Origin of the sequence: Pseudoduganella albidiflava, assembly GCF_004322755.1 — a bacterium.
Taxonomy (GTDB): Bacteria; Pseudomonadota; Gammaproteobacteria; order Burkholderiales; family Burkholderiaceae_D; genus Rugamonas; species Rugamonas albidiflava.
Window position 1 is genome coordinate 5989879 of the sequence record NZ_CP036401.1, and the last position, 19541, is coordinate 6009419.

The 19541-nt window shown below is 55.8% G+C and carries 4 protein-coding genes, 4 tRNA genes and 7 rRNA genes; 2 read left to right on the forward strand and 13 right to left on the reverse strand.

Features of this window, described 5'->3' with window-relative positions:
* The first annotated feature begins 27 nt into the window (after nt 1-27).
* Nucleotides 28-1485, forward strand: a complete 1458-nt coding sequence (locus EYF70_RS24945; protein WP_131147805.1) for a DHA2 family efflux MFS transporter permease subunit — start codon at nt 28-30, stop codon at nt 1483-1485.
* A gap of 65 nt (nt 1486-1550) precedes the next feature.
* Nucleotides 1551-2192, forward strand: a complete 642-nt coding sequence (locus EYF70_RS24950; RefSeq protein ID WP_165497785.1) for a glutathione S-transferase family protein — start codon at nt 1551-1553, stop codon at nt 2190-2192.
* Between the two features lie 674 nt (nt 2193-2866).
* Here the strand turns inward: EYF70_RS24950 and rrf (EYF70_RS24955) are convergent.
* From rrf (EYF70_RS24955) to EYF70_RS25015, 13 genes are all read right to left on the reverse strand, one after another.
* Nucleotides 2867-2979, reverse strand: a 5S ribosomal RNA gene (gene rrf / locus EYF70_RS24955).
* 116 nt (nt 2980-3095) lie between these two features.
* Nucleotides 3096-3208, reverse strand: a 5S ribosomal RNA gene (gene rrf, locus EYF70_RS24960).
* Between the two features lie 131 nt (nt 3209-3339).
* A 23S ribosomal RNA gene (locus EYF70_RS24965) occupies nt 3340-6213 on the reverse strand.
* A gap of 211 nt (nt 6214-6424) precedes the next feature.
* Nucleotides 6425-6500 (reverse strand) — tRNA-Ala (locus EYF70_RS24970).
* Between the two features lie 24 nt (nt 6501-6524).
* Nucleotides 6525-6601, reverse strand: a tRNA-Ile gene (locus EYF70_RS24975).
* A gap of 96 nt (nt 6602-6697) precedes the next feature.
* Nucleotides 6698-8228: ribosomal RNA gene (locus EYF70_RS24980) — 16S ribosomal RNA — on the reverse strand.
* The 16S, 23S and 5S rRNA genes sit together here with 2 tRNA genes alongside, the layout of an rRNA operon.
* Nucleotides 8229-8631: 403 nt before the next feature.
* The gene (locus EYF70_RS24985; RefSeq protein WP_131147806.1) at nt 8632-11082 is read right to left on the reverse strand and encodes a penicillin acylase family protein; all 2451 of its coding nucleotides are present in this window, start codon (nt 11080-11082) and stop codon (nt 8632-8634) included.
* Between the two features lie 123 nt (nt 11083-11205).
* On the reverse strand, nt 11206-13533 hold the full coding sequence (locus EYF70_RS24990; RefSeq protein ID WP_131147807.1) for a penicillin acylase family protein: 2328 nt from the start codon (nt 13531-13533) through the stop codon (nt 11206-11208).
* An 851-nt stretch (nt 13534-14384) separates the two neighbouring features.
* Nucleotides 14385-14497: ribosomal RNA gene (gene rrf / locus EYF70_RS24995) — 5S ribosomal RNA — on the reverse strand.
* 131 nt (nt 14498-14628) lie between these two features.
* Nucleotides 14629-17520 (reverse strand): 23S ribosomal RNA (locus EYF70_RS25000).
* 215 nt (nt 17521-17735) lie between these two features.
* Nucleotides 17736-17811, reverse strand: a tRNA-Ala gene (locus tag EYF70_RS25005).
* Between the two features lie 7 nt (nt 17812-17818).
* A tRNA-Ile gene (locus EYF70_RS25010) sits at nt 17819-17895 on the reverse strand.
* 81 nt (nt 17896-17976) lie between these two features.
* A 16S ribosomal RNA gene (locus EYF70_RS25015) occupies nt 17977-19507 on the reverse strand.
* Between the last annotated feature and the right edge of the window lie 34 nt (nt 19508-19541).

The window sequence follows — 19541 nt, forward strand, 5'->3', positions numbered from 1 at the left end:
ACCCTGCAGCATTCCTGCAGCCGTTCAATGTCCAGCACAGAAACCATCACCAAGCGTTACCTGCCATGGGTCGTCGCCTCGGCCCTCTTCATGGAGCAACTCGACTCCACGATCGTCAATACCGCGATTCCCAGCATGGCGGCCAGCCTGATGGTGACGCCGCTGAGCCTCAAGGCCGTCGTCACCAGTTATATCCTCAGCCTCGCCGTGGCGATTCCCGTCAGCGGCTGGATGGCGGACCGCTACGGTACGCGGCGCGTGTTCATGACGGCGATCGCCATCTTCACGATCGCGTCGGTACTGTGCGGCCTTTCCGTGAATTCGCCGATGCTGGTGGCGGCGCGGCTGCTGCAAGGTTTCGGCGCGGCGATGATGATGCCGGTGGGCCGGCTGACCATCGTGCGCACCTTCCCCAAGGCGGAGTTGCTGACAGCGATGAACTTCGTGATCATCCCCGCGCTGATCGGACCCTTGCTGGGGCCAACAGTCGGCGGCCTGATCGTGCACTGGATGTCGTGGCGCGAAATCTTCTTCATCAACGTGCCGGTCGGCGTGGCGGCGATCTGGCTGGCCCACAAATACATGCCCGACTACCGCAGCGAAGAACAGCGCCCGCTCGACGTGATGGGGCTGATCCTGTTCGGCACCGGTGTCGCGCTGCTGTCATGGCTGCTGGAGATCTTCGGCGAGCACCGGCTCGACATTACGTCATGGGGCGTACTGTTCGTGATCTCGGTCTGCCTGCTGGCGGCATATGCATGGCACGCCATGCGCGAGGAATTTCCACTGCTGCGCCTCCAGCTGTTCAAGATCCGCACGTTCCGCGTATCGGTGCTGGGCGGGTTCTTCACCCGGCTCGGTGTCGGCGGCCTGCCCTTCCTGCTGCCGCTGCTGTACCAGCTGGGCCTCGGCTTGCCGGCATGGCAATCGGGCCTGCTGATGATGCCGTCGGCCGCGGCGGCCATGTTCATGAAGTTCTTTTCCGCACGGCTGCTCGCCAGGTTCGGCTATCGGCAGGTGCTGATCGTGAATACGGCGCTGATCGGCGTGACGATCGCGATGTTCTCCTTCGTGCAGCTGGGCACGCCGATCTGGATGATCGTCACGCTGTCGCTCTGCCAGGGCTTCTTCAATTCGCTGCAGTTTTCCAGCATGAATACGATCGCATATGCGGATGTCGACCAGAAGGATTCCGGCATGGCCAGCACGATGGCCAGCTCGATGCAGCAATTGTCGATGAGCTTCGGCCTGGCCTGCGGCTCGCTGATCACGGGGTGGTACCTGGGCGACATGCCGCAGACCGACCGGGTTGTTCTGACGAGCGCGCTGCACCACGCCTTCCTGACGCTGGCCGGGCTGACGATCCTCTCCGCCGGCATGTTCTGGACGCTGCGCAAGAACGATGGCGAGAGCATCAGCCGCGGTACCAAGGCCGCCGAGCCGGTCACCGTGGTTGCGGCGACGGAGCAATCGGCATCGCAGTGAGCTTGTCGCCCCCAACGGGCGTGATGTGAATTATGATGACGGAACGATAATCAAATGGGGATTCCATGTACCGTCTTCACTGCTTCGGCCAGTCCGGAAACGCCTTCAAGGTTGCCTTCATGCTGCGGGCCCTGGACGTGCCCTTCGATACCGTCTACGTGGACTTTTTCAAGGGCATCAGCACCGACCCGGCCTGGCGCGATGAACACAATGAGATGGGCGAAGTGCCTATCCTGGAAGACGGCCCCCTGCGGCTGACGCAATCCGGCGCGATCCTCACGCACCTGGCGAAAAAACACGGCCGTTTTGGCGGTGCCACGGAAAGCGAGCAGTTCGAAGTGCTGCGCTGGCTGCTGTTCGATAACCACAAATTCACCAGTTATTTCGCCACCTACCGGTTCATGAAGGCATTCGGCAAGGTTGAACCCGATCCTGTCGTGATGAAATTCCTGCTCGGCCGGATAGAAGGCGCATTCAATATCGTCGACAAGCACTTGTCCAGCCGCGAATTCATCGTGGGCGACAGCCCGACCATCGCGGACTTTTCCCTGAGCGGCTATCAGTTCTTCCCGCAAGACGAGAGCGGCATCGACATTGCCGGCCGCTGGCCCCACATCGGCGCCTGGGTCGAAAGGCTGAAAGCGATTCCTGGCTGGGCTTCCCCTTACGACGCCATGCCGGGCGAGCAGATGGCACCACGGTGGTAGCCGCCAATACGGCGCAGTAATGAAAAAAGCCTCGAAATGCACTGAGCGCGCTCAAGATCGCGCTCAGTGCATTTCGGGCTTTTCTCGGTATAACGAGTCTGACGATAACCTACTTTCACACTGGTTGCGGCAGCGACGTCGGGCAGTGCCCGGCGGAGCAATCGGCGCATTCGACAGCTTGAAACGAAGCTCAACTGCACGACAATCCATGAGTAGAAATGAAAAAAGCCTCGAAAAGCCTGAGCGCGCTCAAGATCGCGCTCAGTGCATTTCGGGCTTTTCTCGGTATAACTAGTCTGACGATAACCTACTTTCACACTGGTTGCAGCAGCGACGTCGGGCAGTGCCCGGCGGAGCAATCGGCGCATTCGACAGCTTGAAACGAAGCTCAACTGCACGACAATCCATGAGTAGAAATGAAAAAAGCCCACCAGATCACTGGTGGGCTTTTCTCGGTATAACTAGTCTGACGATAACCTACTGTCACACTGGTTGCAGCACTATCATCGGCGCAAAGTCGTTTCACGGTCCTGTTCGTGGAGCAAGGTCGGGCAGTGCCCGGCCGAGCAAAAAAACCCGGGACAGCGATCCAGGTCCGTAACGTACTACGGAAATGGCACATCCAAAGTAAAAAAACCCCGCCAGATCACTGGCAGGGTTTCTTTGTATAACTAGTCTGACGATAACCTACTTTCACACTGGTTGCAGCACTATCATCGGCGCAAAGTCGTTTCACGGTCCTGTTCGGGATGGGAAGGGGTGGTACCGACATGCTATGGTCATCAGACTTGACCGGTTCGGCTCGCGCATTAGGCGCGGTGCCAGAATTCTTTATTACCTGACTTACCTCTACACTAAATGAAAAAGACCGCTACACTCGCAGCGGTCTTCCTCGGTATAACAGCCTGACGATAACCTACTTTCACACTGGTTGCAGCACTATCATCGGCGCAAAGTCGTTTCACGGTCCTGTTCGGGATGGGAAGGGGTGGGACCGACTTGCTATGGTCATCAGGCATGACTTGTACACAGTGCCGTCCCCTATGGGGCGACGTCACTGCTCAATCTGGAAGAAGTAAAGCGAGGGTAACTCTCATCAAAGAGTAAATGCGAGGAATCATCATTGATTCATAACCGTCAAGGTTATAGGGACAAGCCGTACGGGCAATTAGTATCAGTTAGCTTAATGCATTACTGCACTTCCACACCTGACCTATCAACGTCCTGGTCTCGAACGACCCTTCAAGGAGCTCAAGGCTCCGGGAAATCTCATCTCAAGGCAAGTTTCCCGCTTAGATGCTTTCAGCGGTTATCTCTTCCGAACTTAGCTACCCGGCAATGCCACTGGCGTGACAACCGGTACACCAGAGGTTCGTCCACTCCGGTCCTCTCGTACTAGGAGCAGCCCCCTTCAAATTTCCAACGCCCACGGCAGATAGGGACCAAACTGTCTCACGACGTTTTAAACCCAGCTCACGTACCACTTTAAATGGCGAACAGCCATACCCTTGGGACCGGCTACAGCCCCAGGATGTGATGAGCCGACATCGAGGTGCCAAACTCCCCCGTCGATATGAACTCTTGGGAGGAATCAGCCTGTTATCCCCAGAGTACCTTTTATCCGTTGAGCGATGGCCCTTCCATACAGAACCACCGGATCACTATGTCCTACTTTCGTACCTGCTCGACTTGTCGGTCTCGCAGTTAAGCACGCTTATGCCATTGCACTATTAGCACGATGTCCGACCGTACCTAGCGTACCTTCGAACTCCTCCGTTACACTTTAGGAGGAGACCGCCCCAGTCAAACTGCCTACCATGCACTGTCCCCGATCCGGATAACGGACCAAGGTTAGAACCTCAAACAAACCAGGGTGGTATTTCAAGGTTGGCTCCACGAGAACTGGCGTCCCCGCTTCAAAGCCTCCCACCTATCCTACACAGATTGGTTCAAAGTCCAATGCAAAGCTACAGTAAAGGTTCATGGGGTCTTTCCGTCTAGCCGCGGGTAGATTGCATCATCACAAACACTTCAACTTCGCTGAGTCTCGGGAGGAGACAGTGTGGCCATCGTTACGCCATTCGTGCAGGTCGGAACTTACCCGACAAGGAATTTCGCTACCTTAGGACCGTTATAGTTACGGCCGCCGTTTACTGGGACTTCAATCAAGAGCTTGCACCCCATCATTTAATCTTCCAGCACCGGGCAGGCGTCACACCCTATACGTCCACTTTCGTGTTTGCAGAGTGCTGTGTTTTTATTAAACAGTCGCAGCCACCATTTTATTGCAACCCTGTCACCCTTCTGCAGTAAAGCAGTCAAGCTACTGGGGCGTACCTTTTCCCGAAGTTACGGTACCAATTTGCCGAGTTCCTTCTCCCGAGTTCTCTCAAGCGCCTTAGAATACTCATCTCGCCCACCTGTGTCGGTTTGCGGTACGGTCTCGTATGACTGAAGCTTAGAGGCTTTTCTTGGAACCACTTCCGATTGCTTCGCACCACATGGGCGCTCGTCCCAGTCCCTTGAATTATGTGCCCGGATTTGCCTAAGCACCTTCTATGAACCAGAAACTGACTATTCCAACAGTCAGACAACCTTCCGCGATCCGTCCCCCCATCGCATCATACGACGGTGCAGGAATATTAACCTGCTTCCCATCAGCTACGCATCTCTGCCTCGCCTTAGGGGCCGACTCACCCTGCTCCGATGAACGTTGAACAGGAAACCTTGGGCTTACGGCGTGCGGGCTTTTCACCCGCATTATCGCTACTCATGTCAGCATTCGCACTTCTGATACCTCCAGCATCCTTTACAAGACACCTTCGCAGGCTTACAGAACGCTCTCCTACCATATCCTTGCGGATATCCGCAGCTTCGGTGACTGGCTTAGCCCCGTTACATCTTCCGCGCAGGACGACTCGATCAGTGAGCTATTACGCTTTCTTTAAATGATGGCTGCTTCTAAGCCAACATCCTGACTGTTTTAGCCTTCCCACTTCGTTTTCCACTTAGCCAATCTTTGGGACCTTAGCTGGCGGTCTGGGTTGTTTCCCTCTTGACACCGGACGTTAGCACCCGATGTCTGTCTCCCAAGCTCGCACTCATCGGTATTCGGAGTTTGCAATGGTTTGGTAAGTCGCGATGACCCCCTAGCCATAACAGTGCTCTACCCCCGATGGTGATACTTGAGGCACTACCTAAATAGTTTTCGGAGAGAACCAGCTATTTCCAAGTTTGTTTAGCCTTTCACCCCTATCCACAGCTCATCCCCTAATTTTTCAACATTAGTGGGTTCGGTCCTCCAGTGCGTGTTACCGCACCTTCAACCTGGCCATGGATAGATCACTTGGTTTCGGGTCTACACCCAGCAACTAGCGCCCTGTTCGGACTCGATTTCTCTACGGCTCCCCTATTCGGTTAACCTCGCTACTGAATGTAAGTCGCTGACCCATTATACAAAAGGTACGCCGTCACGGAACAAGTCCGCTCCGACTGTTTGTATGCACACGGTTTCAGGATCTATTTCACTCCCCTCCCGGGGTTCTTTTCGCCTTTCCCTCACGGTACTGGTTCACTATCGGTCGATTACGAGTATTTAGCCTTGGAGGATGGTCCCCCCATATTCAGACAGGATTTCTCGTGTCCCGCCCTACTTGTCGCATACTTAGTACCACCGGTCTGATTTCGCGTACGGGGCTATCACCCACTATGGCGCCTATTTCCAGAGGCTTCCACTACCAGTCCGACTATCATATGCAGGCTCTTCCCATTTCGCTCGCCACTACTTTGGGAATCTCGGTTGATTTCTTTTCCTGCAGCTACTTAGATGTTTCAGTTCGCCGCGTTCGCTTCACACACCTATGTATTCAGTGAGTGATGACCTATAAGGCCGGGTTTCCCCATTCGGAAATCTTCGGATCAATGCTCGTTTGTCAGCTCCCCGAAGCTTATCGCAGACTTCTACGTCCTTCATCGCCTGTAATCGCCAAGGCATCCACCATGTGCACTTATTCACTTGTCCCTATAACCTTGACGGCTATAGCGCAAGCATTTACTACTGTGTTTGATGAGTTTTTGTATGCGTTCCTTTCGGAACACTACCCTAAGTGTATTCATTGCTGAATACGCTTAATAAAACTTTACTTCTTCCAGATTGTTAAAGAACGAAACAGCAGTGATCTCTAAAAGATCAAATCTAAATCTCGGGACTTAGATTTGACATCTCAAAAACTTGGTGGAGGATGACGGGATCGAACCGACGACCCCCTGCTTGCAAAGCAGGTGCTCTCCCAGCTGAGCTAATCCCCCAGGGAATTACGTGCGCTTGATACATGGTGGGTCTGGTTGGGCTCGAACCAACGACCCCCGCGTTATCAACACGGTGCTCTAACCAGCTGAGCTACAGACCCGCATTGTTACCTAGCGGTGCTACTGTTTCTTCTTCATTCGACAGTCGATAAGTGTGAGCGTTTGATGCACGATCTTGCGATCAGTGCCGACTCTAGAAAGGAGGTGATCCAGCCGCACCTTCCGATACGGCTACCTTGTTACGACTTCACCCCAGTCACGAATCCTACCGTGGTAAGCGCCCTCCTTGCGGTTAAGCTACCTACTTCTGGTAAAACCCGCTCCCATGGTGTGACGGGCGGTGTGTACAAGACCCGGGAACGTATTCACCGCGACATGCTGATCCGCGATTACTAGCGATTCCAACTTCATGCAGTCGAGTTGCAGACTACAATCCGGACTACGATACACTTTCTGGGATTAGCTCCCCCTCGCGGGTTGGCGGCCCTCTGTATGTACCATTGTATGACGTGTGAAGCCCTACCCATAAGGGCCATGAGGACTTGACGTCATCCCCACCTTCCTCCGGTTTGTCACCGGCAGTCTCATTAGAGTGCTCTTTCGTAGCAACTAATGACAAGGGTTGCGCTCGTTGCGGGACTTAACCCAACATCTCACGACACGAGCTGACGACAGCCATGCAGCACCTGTGTTCAGGTTCCCTTTCGGGCACTCCCGGATCTCTCCAGGATTCCTGACATGTCAAGGGTAGGTAAGGTTTTTCGCGTTGCATCGAATTAATCCACATCATCCACCGCTTGTGCGGGTCCCCGTCAATTCCTTTGAGTTTTAATCTTGCGACCGTACTCCCCAGGCGGTCTACTTCACGCGTTAGCTGCGTTACTAAGTCAATTAAGACCCAACAACTAGTAGACATCGTTTAGGGCGTGGACTACCAGGGTATCTAATCCTGTTTGCTCCCCACGCTTTCGTGCATGAGCGTCAGTCTTGACCCAGGGGGCTGCCTTCGCCATCGGTGTTCCTCCACATCTCTACGCATTTCACTGCTACACGTGGAATTCTACCCCCCTCTGCCAAACTCTAGCCTTGCAGTCTCCATCGCCATTCCCAGGTTAAGCCCGGGGATTTCACGACAGACTTACAAAACCGCCTGCGCACGCTTTACGCCCAGTAATTCCGATTAACGCTTGCACCCTACGTATTACCGCGGCTGCTGGCACGTAGTTAGCCGGTGCTTATTCTTCAGGTACCGTCATGAGGCACGGATATTAGCCGTACCCTTTTCTTCCCTGACAAAAGAGCTTTACAACCCGAAGGCCTTCTTCACTCACGCGGCATTGCTGGATCAGGGTTGCCCCCATTGTCCAAAATTCCCCACTGCTGCCTCCCGTAGGAGTCTGGACCGTGTCTCAGTTCCAGTGTGGCTGGTCGTCCTCTCAGACCAGCTACTGATCGTCGCCTTGGTGAGCCTTTACCTCACCAACTAGCTAATCAGATATCGGCCGCTCCAGGAGCACAAGGCCTTGCGGTCCCCTGCTTTCATCCATAGATCGTATGCGGTATTAGCGTAACTTTCGCTACGTTATCCCCCACTCTTGGGCACGTTCCGATATATTACTCACCCGTTCGCCACTCGCCGCCAGGCCGAAGCCCGCGCTGCCGTTCGACTTGCATGTGTAAAGCATGCCGCCAGCGTTCAATCTGAGCCAGGATCAAACTCTTCAGTTTAATCTCTGTTGTCCGACATTTCTGTCGGGGTCACTTACTCAAGAATACTGACGAATCATCCGAAGATGATCACGTTTTATTACTTGTGTAAGCGTTTGATGCTATATATTTTGAGCTTCAGGACCGAAGTCCTGGGCACATCACATCAAACGCCCACACTTATCGACTGTTGATTGTTAAAGAATTCTGCCCAAGTATTTCAACTTCGGGCTTGCTGCGGATCTCGTTGAACTTTCGTTCGACCCGGCGACAAATCGTTGTGTTTGTCAGCAGCAGAGAGGCAAGATTATCGGGTGTTTCGTGCGATTCGTCAAGCTTCTTTTTCTTTCGCTTCGCTTTCACTTGCGTTACAGCGTTGCGGCAGGGACAGAACTATAGCAAGCGCCGCCTGGCTCTGCAAGGCCTATTTGTCTGACACCGTCGATCGTTGCACGTTCCCATCCGCGAGGATCTGCTCCTGCGTGAACGGCAGCGGCACCAGCCGCTTTGAACCATACAAGGGCAACTGGTCCGCGTAGTACGGCGACGCGGGATCGGTCGACTGTCCGTAAGCCAGCATTCCCCGCGCGACAGGGCCGTTGTCATCGAAGCCGACCAGTTGAACGTAGCTGGTACCCCATGCCACGCCGCGATACCCCTCTTCGGTCAACGAAGATTTTGTATGCAGGGCATTGAGGACACCGTCCACGTCGCCGATGCCGCCGTGGATCGGATACCGCACTCCGTTGCGGACGTCTGCCTGGTATTCCCCGAGCGGCGCGTCGAGCGGTATGCCCATTTCGCCCAGCCGCGCCGCGGTTGCGCGCAACATGGCAAGCAGCGGCGGGAGTGCTGTCGGTGCAATGCCCCTGGGCGTGTTCACTGGATCTGCCGGGTCGAATGGCACGGCCCATGAAGCAGACAGGAACGCAGGCGACTCCGACGCCTGCAGCCAGAATTCGCGGAACAGGATCGCGCCCCTGCTTTCAGCGTCGACTTTCCGATCCCAGGCAGCCAGCGCCGCGCAAGCGCCGGCAAGCATTTGATCCGCCGTGCCGCCGCATGCGGCAAGCAGGTCGGGCAAGACGAGCTCGGCGGCATGGACGCGGTTGGAAAAGAGCAGCGCCTGCAGGTCGTCCATGCTCAACCGGCCGCTTTCCTCCAGCCGCTGGTCCAGCTCGACGAATGCCAGCCGGGTACGCAGGTGCTGCGGTACGCCGACCGGCCCGTACAGCGGCGAGTAGCCGCTGCCTGGCCCGGTCAGCAACTGGCGGCTGTTGGTGAGCCAGTAGCTGTCGTTCGAATTCGATACATAATCGCGGCGCATCAGCACGGGCGCACTGGCGCTGCCGAAAATTCCCGGCGGCGCACCCGAATCCTGCCCCCAGTGGCAACGGCTGCGGGAACCGTCGAACATCAGCAATGGAGCGAACAGCAGGCAATCGGGCGCGAACTTTTCCGGCACGACGTGGGGGACGACACTATAGTCCGCGTACAGCGTGTCGCCGTGCCGGTCGGCGGCAACGGTGTTCACCCAAGGCAGCCCCATGCGGCCTAGTGCGGCCCGCAAGGCGGCGGTGTTCTGCGCCTTGCCCATCGCGATCCATTGATCGACAAGGCGAGTGTTATGGCGGTTGGGGTCCCCGAGCACGACTATCGCATTGCCGCCCAGGGGCAGTCCCCCTGCCGCCATCTCCATGCCCAATGGCGTTTCGCGGAATATCTTGCGTTTCGTGCGCAGCGTGCCGTCCGCCTGCAGGGACTGCACCTCCACGACCCGTTCCGAAATTGTCTGTGGAATACCATCCACCAGGTAGGTCATGCCGGTGGGATCGCTGCTGTCCAGCTGGAGGCGGAACGTGGTGAAATGCGCGGCTTTCGTTACCGTATGGGTCCATGCGACATCCTTATTGAAGCCGATGACGACGATCGGAATGCCACCCAGGCTCACGCCCATCACGTCATAGACGCCGGGCACGGTGAGGTGTACCTGGTAAAAACGGTCCGTGTTGAACCATGGATAGTGCGGATTGGCCAGCAACATTCCTCGCCCATCCACGCTGGTTTCCGCGCCGAGTGCAATGGCGTTACTGCCAAGGCCATGGGCCGTCCATGTCGGCGCGCGCACATCGCCGCCCATGGTACCCGGCGATTCGTCACGGGCCGCGGCAAGGATTTCGGTGGCGAACAACTGCCCGCTGGCGTGCAGCGCCTTTTCCGCGATCATCAGGTAGACATCGTCCACCGTGATCGGCTTGACCCACGCCGCGCCGCGGCAGGCGGCGGGCAGCTTGCCCGCGTGTTCGCGCACGTAGCTGTTATAGCCTGCGACATAACCGGACAGGAGCGCCCTGGTCTCGGCGCCCCCTCCCTCGTAGCTTGCGCGCAGGCGCGACGGATCGAGGTAGGCCTTGAAGAAGAAGTCGCTGTCTTCGTTGCGCAGGTTGAAGTTGTGCAGGTTGAGGTAGTCGACGACCACGCTGTATTCGCCGTGGACCGAATCGGTGGGCATTGCGTCTCCCCCGAAATAGCGGGATCGTTCGCCGCGCACGGTCAGGAGGCTGTCGGCCAGCATGCAAATATTGTCTTGCGCATAGGCGTAAGCCAGCCCGAAGCCGATCCCCGCGAAGTCGGCCGCCCTGATATGCACGACCCCGTACGAGGTACGCGTCAGTTCCGCGGACGGGCCGGCAGGCGGTACCTGCGCGCTGTCGTTGCCGCCACCGTTGCAAGCCGTGATGACAAACAGCATGACAAACAGCATGACAAACAGCAGCCAGGACAAACCGAGCTGCCGTATCGTCGGCTGCGGTATGGTCGGCTGCGGTATGGTCGGCTGCTGTATTGTCGGCTGCTGCCTTGTCGATATCCGCATGATAGCCCCCTTGAGATCCAGTCCATCATGGGGGTATAGCCGACAGCGATTTTGATAGCCATCAAATGCGCGCAGGTGACTTCCCGCTTGACTGTCACCTGCACTCGGGCTTGTGCCGGGGTATCAGCGCTCCGTCAGCACTTGCGAGCGGATGCGTTCGGCCTTGATCTGCCCTTCCGTGAACGGCAGGGTCGGCAAACGCTTCTGGGTGAACAGCGGCAGCTGGTCCGCATAGTGCGCCGACTGGGGATTGACCGACTGGCCGTAGGCGAGCAATCCTTTCGCCACCGGACCACCGTTGTCGAAGCCCACCAGGTGGATATAGCTGGTGCCCCATGCCACGTCCTGGTATCCCTTCGGCGTCAGCGCGCCGCGCATTTGCAGCGTGCTGTACGTTCCATCTTCGTCACCCTGGCCACCGTGCAGCGCATGGCGCCGGTTGTTGCGCGTTTCAGTCTGGAAGTCGCCCAGTCGCCCATACAGCGGCACGCCAGCTGCCTGCAGCTTCGCGCTGGCGGTGCGCAGCGCTGCCAGGAGCGCCGGTTCCGCAGCCGGGGCAACGGTGCGCGGGGTATTGACCGGATCGGCCGGGTCGAACGGAATCGACCACAGGTTCGGCGTGGTGCGGGCGATGTTCCAGAATTCGCGGAACAGTACCGCGCCACGGCTGTCGACGTTGGCCTTCCGGTCCCACCCGGTCAGTGCGGCGCAGGGGGCCAGCAAGCGCAGGTCGAGTGCTTTCGCGCAGGCTCTCAACAGCGCAGGCACCACCAGCTCGGCCGCATAGACACGGTTCGTGAACATCAGGTTCTCCACATCATCCATGCGCACGAACTGCTCTTCTTCGAGCATGCTCTCGATCTGCTTGAAGGCGATCCGGGTACGCAACGACACCGGCGCGCCGGCCTGGCCATACAGTGGCGAATAGCCGAACGGCGCCGGCCCGGTCAACGGCTCGCGGGCATGGGAAAGCCAGTACGAATCGTTCGAGTTCCCGACGTAATCCTGCCGCACGGTGGCCGGCGCGTTGGCCTCGCCGAATACACCTTCGGGCGCGCCCGCATCCTGCCCCCAGCCGCACTCGCTGCGCGTGCCGTCGAATGCCAGCAGATCGGGCACCAGCAGGCAGGCGGAGAGGAATTTATCGGTCGTCATGTGCGGCACGACGCTGCCGTCGCTGTACAGCGTATTGCCGCGGCGGTCGGCCGCGACGGTATTCACCCACGGCAGACCTTTGACCGCATGGATCGCGCCCTGCAACTGATGGACGTCGTCGGCCTGGCCCATCTTGAGCCACTGTTCCGGGAGGCGGGTGTTGAGGCGGTTGGCATCGCCCAGCACGAAAGCGCTGTCGGCGGTCCAGCCGATACCCGCCTGCGGCAGGACGATCACCGCGCCCTGGTGGCTGAAGTAGAAGGTACGCTGTTTGGCCACGACGGACCCATCCGGCTGCAGCACGTCGACGCTCACCGTCCGCTCCGTCATCTTGCGAGGCGCGCCGTCATAGTAATAAGTCGTCCCGGTCGGGTCTGACGGATCGAGGGCCAGGCGGAAAGTCGTGAAATGCTTCGCAGCCGTAACAGTATGCGACCAGGCAACGTTGCGGTTGAAACCGATGGCCACGATCGGCAGCCCGCCCAGGCTCACGCCCATCGCATCGTAACGGCCCGGAACGGTCAGGTGTATCTGGTAGAAGCGGTCCGTGCTGGACCATGGATAGTGCGGATTGCCAAGCAGGATACCCTTGCCGTTTGCGCTCGCTTCACTGCCGATGGCTAGGGCATTGCTGCCGACACCGGCCGGGATACCGGTCGGCATCGACGTCACGGCTTTCGGCATCGTCTTTGCCAGGGTTACCGGCTCTTCCGGATCACGCGAGGCGCCCACGATCGCCGCGGCAAACGCTTCGCCACTCGCATGCAGTGCCTTCTCGGCAATCATCAGATAAACATCGTCGACCGTGATCGGTTTTACCCAGGCGGCATCCTTGCAGGCCTTTGGCAGGCTGCTCCGCTTATCCTTGAGATAACGATTATATCCGTCGGCAAAACCGGCCAGCAATTCACGCACGTCCGCTGAACCGGCCGCATAACCGGCGCGCAACTGGTCAAGGTCGAGATACCCCTTGAAGAAGAAATCGCTTTGCTCATTCGGCAGCTTGAAGAATAGATCCAGCCCCGCACCATATTCGCCATTCCGCGGCTCGGTGGCATGTGCGGTACCGCCAAAGTAACGGGAACGCTCGCCGCGCACGGTCAGCACCGTATCCGCCAGCATGCAGACATTATCCTCCGCATAGGCATAGGCGGCGCCATATCCCAGGCTGCGGTAGTCGGTTGCCTTGACATGGACGACGCCGCGCGTTGTCCGCGTGACTTCAGCGCGTATTGCGGCCGAGGCATAGTCGGAAACGACCAGGGCAGTCAGCAGCGAAAGAGTGGTGAGCTTCATGGAACCTCCGGAATTCGTTATTAGAAATTTGTATTGGGAGGATATCAGCGTGTTAGCCAGGCCACATGAGGCGGCTTGCAAATAAATATTTTTCGCGCAACATCAGACCGACACGTTTTTATATGATCTAATTGTCGATCCGCCTGCGATTTTGAATATCCGATGACTCGTTTCACATAAGAAACTGAGACTAGTTTCTAATAAGGAATTATTCAATAATGTGGGAAATATTAGTTGCGCGTGCGTTCTCGAATATGCGGCAATATGGACAAAACGTCTCTGTCGCGTGGCCGGAAAAGGTCTTTTTCCCACGCTTTTGATCGGACGTCATCCAATGCCACCTGTCGTTCGTTGAGCTTGCAGTCGTGGCAACGCCTTGCGAGCTGCCGATTCCAGGTACAACATGCGCTGGGTCCGATCGTCCGGACGGAAAAAGCCCGGCGGCACGCGCTGATGGGCTATTGCACTGATTGAGGCGGCGAGGTCGGGCCGAGCCCCGCGAAGCGCAGATACGGGACCTGGCGCAAAGTCTGCGGCGCGTTACAAAATATGAAGCACAAAGCAAAAAACCCCGCCAGCACACGCTAGCGGGGTTTTTCTATATCACAGCCTGGCGAGCGACGTCGGGCGGAGCCCGGCGGAGCAAAAAAACCCGAGACGCCGAGCCAAGTCTGCGGCGCATTACAAAACACGAAGCACAAATGAAAAAAGCCCACCAGAGCGACGTCGGGCAGTGCCCGGCGGAGCAAAAAGACCCGCGCCCCGATCCAAGTCTGCAATGTATTACAAAGCATGCATTCCAAAGCAAAAAACCCCGCCAGCACACGCTAGCGGGGTTTTTCTATGTAACAGCCTGACGATAACCTACTTTCACACTGGTTGCAGCACTATCATCGGCGCAAAGTCGTTTCACGGTCCTGTTCGGGATGGGAAGGGGTGGGACCGACTTGCTATGGTCATCAGGCATGACTTGTACGCAGTGCCGTCCCCTATGGGGCGACGTCACTGCTCAATCCGGAAGAAGTAAAGCGAGGGTAACTCTCATCAAAGAGTAAATGCGAGGAATCATCATTGATTCATAACCGTCAAGGTTATAGGGACAAGCCGTACGGGCAATTAGTATCAGTTAGCTTAATGCATTACTGCACTTCCACACCTGACCTATCAACGTCCTGGTCTCGAACGACCCTTCAAGGAGCTCAAGGCTCCGGGAAATCTCATCTCAAGGCAAGTTTCCCGCTTAGATGCTTTCAGCGGTTATCTCTTCCGAACTTAGCTACCCGGCAATGCCACTGGCGTGACAACCGGTACACCAGAGGTTCGTCCACTCCGGTCCTCTCGTACTAGGAGCAGCCCCCTTCAAATTTCCAACGCCCACGGCAGATAGGGACCAAACTGTCTCACGACGTTTTAAACCCAGCTCACGTACCACTTTAAATGGCGAACAGCCATACCCTTGGGACCGGCTACAGCCCCAGGATGTGATGAGCCGACATCGAGGTGCCAAACTCCCCCGTCGATATGAACTCTTGGGAGGAATCAGCCTGTTATCCCCAGAGTACCTTTTATCCGTTGAGCGATGGCCCTTCCATACAGAACCACCGGATCACTATGTCCTACTTTCGTACCTGCTCGACTTGTCGGTCTCGCAGTTAAGCACGCTTATGCCATTGCACTATTAGCACGATGTCCGACCGTACCTAGCGTACCTTCGAACTCCTCCGTTACACTTTAGGAGGAGACCGCCCCAGTCAAACTGCCTACCATGCACTGTCCCCGATCCGGATAACGGACCAAGGTTAGAACCTCAAACAAACCAGGGTGGTATTTCAAGGTTGGCTCCACGAGAACTGGCGTCCCCGCTTCAAAGCCTCCCACCTATCCTACACAGATTGGTTCAAAGTCCAATGCAAAGCTACAGTAAAGGTTCATGGGGTCTTTCCGTCTAGCCGCGGGTAGATTGCATCATCACAAACACTTCAACTTCGCTGAGTCTCGGGAGGAGACAGTGTGGCCATCGTTACGCCATTCGTGCAGGTCGGAACTTACCCGACAAGGAATTTCGCTACCTTAGGACCGTTATAGTTACGGCCGCCGTTTACTGGGACTTCAATCAAGAGCTTGCACCCCATCATTTAATCTTCCAGCACCGGGCAGGCGTCACACCCTATACGTCCACTTTCGTGTTTGCAGAGTGCTGTGTTTTTATTAAACAGTCGCAGCCACCATTTTATTGCAACCCTGTCACCCTTCCACAGTAAAGTGGTCAAGCTACTGGGGCGTACCTTTTCCCGAAGTTACGGTACCAATTTGCCGAGTTCCTTCTCCCGAGTTCTCTCAAGCGCCTTAGAATACTCATCTCGCCCACCTGTGTCGGTTTGCGGTACGGTCTCGTATGACTGAAGCTTAGAGGCTTTTCTTGGAACCACTTCCGATTGCTTCGCGCCACATGGGCGCTCGTCCCAGTCCCTTGAATTACGTGCCCGGATTTGCCTAAGCACCTTCTATGAACCAGAAACTGACTATTCCAACAGTCAGACAACCTTCCGCGATCCGTCCCCCCATCGCATCATACGACGGTGCAGGAATATTAACCTGCTTCCCATCAGCTACGCATCTCTGCCTCGCCTTAGGGGCCGACTCACCCTGCTCCGATGAACGTTGAACAGGAAACCTTGGGCTTACGGCGTGCGGGCTTTTCACCCGCATTATCGCTACTCATGTCAGCATTCGCACTTCTGATACCTCCAGCATCCTTTACAAGACACCTTCGCAGGCTTACAGAACGCTCTCCTACCATATAGATCAAGTAATAAATTACGAGAAATATATCCGCAGCTTCGGTGACTGGCTTAGCCCCGTTACATCTTCCGCGCAGGACGACTCGATCAGTGAGCTATTACGCTTTCTTTAAATGATGGCTGCTTCTAAGCCAACATCCTGACTGTTTTAGCCTTCCCACTTCGTTTTCCACTTAGCCAATCTTTGGGACCTTAGCTGGCGGTCTGGGTTGTTTCCCTCTTGACACCGGACGTTAGCACCCGATGTCTGTCTCCCAAGCTCGCACTCATCGGTATTCGGAGTTTGCAATGGTTTGGTAAGTCGCGATGACCCCCTAGCCATAACAGTGCTCTACCCCCGATGGTGATACTTGAGGCACTACCTAAATAGTTTTCGGAGAGAACCAGCTATTTCCAAGTTTGTTTAGCCTTTCACCCCTATCCACAGCTCATCCCCTAATTTTTCAACATTAGTGGGTTCGGTCCTCCAGTGCGTGTTACCGCACCTTCAACCTGGCCATGGATAGATCACTTGGTTTCGGGTCTACACCCAGCAACTAGCGCCCTGTTCGGACTCGATTTCTCTGCGGCTCCCCTATTCGGTTAACCTCGCTACTGAATGTAAGTCGCTGACCCATTATACAAAAGGTACGCCGTCACGGAACAAGTCCGCTCCGACTGTTTGTATGCACACGGTTTCAGGATCTATTTCACTCCCCTCCCGGGGTTCTTTTCGCCTTTCCCTCACGGTACTGGTTCACTATCGGTCGATTACGAGTATTTAGCCTTGGAGGATGGTCCCCCCATATTCAGACAGGATTTCTCGTGTCCCGCCCTACTTGTCGCATACTTAGTACCACCGGTCTGATTTCGCGTACGGGGCTATCACCCACTATGGCGCCTATTTCCAGAGGCTTCCACTACCAGTCCGACTATCATATGCAGGCTCTTCCCATTTCGCTCGCCACTACTTTGGGAATCTCGGTTGATTTCTTTTCCTGCAGCTACTTAGATGTTTCAGTTCGCCGCGTTCGCTTCACACACCTATGTATTCAGTGAGTGATGACCTATAAGGCCGGGTTTCCCCATTCGGAAATCTTCGGATCAATGCTCGTTTGTCAGCTCCCCGAAGCTTATCGCAGACTTCTACGTCCTTCATCGCCTGTAATCGCCAAGGCATCCACCATGTGCACTTATTCACTTGTCCCTATAACCTTGACGGCTATAGCACAAGCATTTACTACTGTGTTTGATGAGTTTTTGTATGCGTTCCTTTCGGAACACTACCCTAAGTGTATTCATTGCTGAATACGCTTAATAAAACTTTACTTCTTCCAGATTGTTAAAGAGCGAAACAGCAGTGATCTCTAAAAGATCAAATTTAAACCGCAGGGCTTAGATTTGATTTCTTAACAGAAGCGATGGTGGAGGATGACGGGATCGAACCGACGACCCCCTGCTTGCAAAGCAGGTGCTCTCCCAGCTGAGCTAATCCCCCGTGTTCGTGGTGGGTCTGGTTGGGCTCGAACCAACGACCCCCGCGTTATCAACACGGTGCTCTAACCAGCTGAGCTACAGACCCGCGCGCTTCTACTGTTTCTCTAACAACAGCCGATAAGTGTGAGCGTTTGATGCACGACCTTGCGATCAGTGCCGACTCTAGAAAGGAGGTGATCCAGCCGCACCTTCCGATACGGCTACCTTGTTACGACTTCACCCCAGTCACGAATCCTACCGTGGTAAGCGCCCTCCTTGCGGTTAAGCTACCTACTTCTGGTAAAACCCGCTCCCATGGTGTGACGGGCGGTGTGTACAAGACCCGGGAACGTATTCACCGCGACATGCTGATCCGCGATTACTAGCGATTCCAACTTCATGCAGTCGAGTTGCAGACTACAATCCGGACTACGATACACTTTCTGGGATTAGCTCCCCCTCGCGGGTTGGCGGCCCTCTGTATGTACCATTGTATGACGTGTGAAGCCCTACCCATAAGGGCCATGAGGACTTGACGTCATCCCCACCTTCCTCCGGTTTGTCACCGGCAGTCTCATTAGAGTGCTCTTTCGTAGCAACTAATGACAAGGGTTGCGCTCGTTGCGGGACTTAACCCAACATCTCACGACACGAGCTGACGACAGCCATGCAGCACCTGTGTTCAGGTTCCCTTTCGGGCACTCCCGGATCTCTCCAGGATTCCTGACATGTCAAGGGTAGGTAAGGTTTTTCGCGTTGCATCGAATTAATCCACATCATCCACCGCTTGTGCGGGTCCCCGTCAATTCCTTTGAGTTTTAATCTTGCGACCGTACTCCCCAGGCGGTCTACTTCACGCGTTAGCTGCGTTACTAAGTCAATTAAGACCCAACAACTAGTAGACATCGTTTAGGGCGTGGACTACCAGGGTATCTAATCCTGTTTGCTCCCCACGCTTTCGTGCATGAGCGTCAGTCTTGACCCAGGGGGCTGCCTTCGCCATCGGTGTTCCTCCACATCTCTACGCATTTCACTGCTACACGTGGAATTCTACCCCCCTCTGCCAAACTCTAGCCTTGCAGTCTCCATCGCCATTCCCAGGTTAAGCCCGGGGATTTCACGACAGACTTACAAAACCGCCTGCGCACGCTTTACGCCCAGTAATTCCGATTAACGCTTGCACCCTACGTATTACCGCGGCTGCTGGCACGTAGTTAGCCGGTGCTTATTCTTCAGGTACCGTCATGAGGCACGGATATTAGCCGTACCCTTTTCTTCCCTGACAAAAGAGCTTTACAACCCGAAGGCCTTCTTCACTCACGCGGCATTGCTGGATCAGGGTTGCCCCCATTGTCCAAAATTCCCCACTGCTGCCTCCCGTAGGAGTCTGGACCGTGTCTCAGTTCCAGTGTGGCTGGTCGTCCTCTCAGACCAGCTACTGATCGTCGCCTTGGTGAGCCTTTACCTCACCAACTAGCTAATCAGATATCGGCCGCTCCAGGAGCACAAGGCCTTGCGGTCCCCTGCTTTCATCCTTGGATCGTATGCGGTATTAGCGTAACTTTCGCTACGTTATCCCCCACTCTTGGGCACGTTCCGATATATTACTCACCCGTTCGCCACTCGCCGCCAGGCCGAAGCCCGCGCTGCCGTTCGACTTGCATGTGTAAAGCATGCCGCCAGCGTTCAATCTGAGCCAGGATCAAACTCTTCAGTTTAATCTCTGTTTTATGTCGTTTCCGACATGGTCAC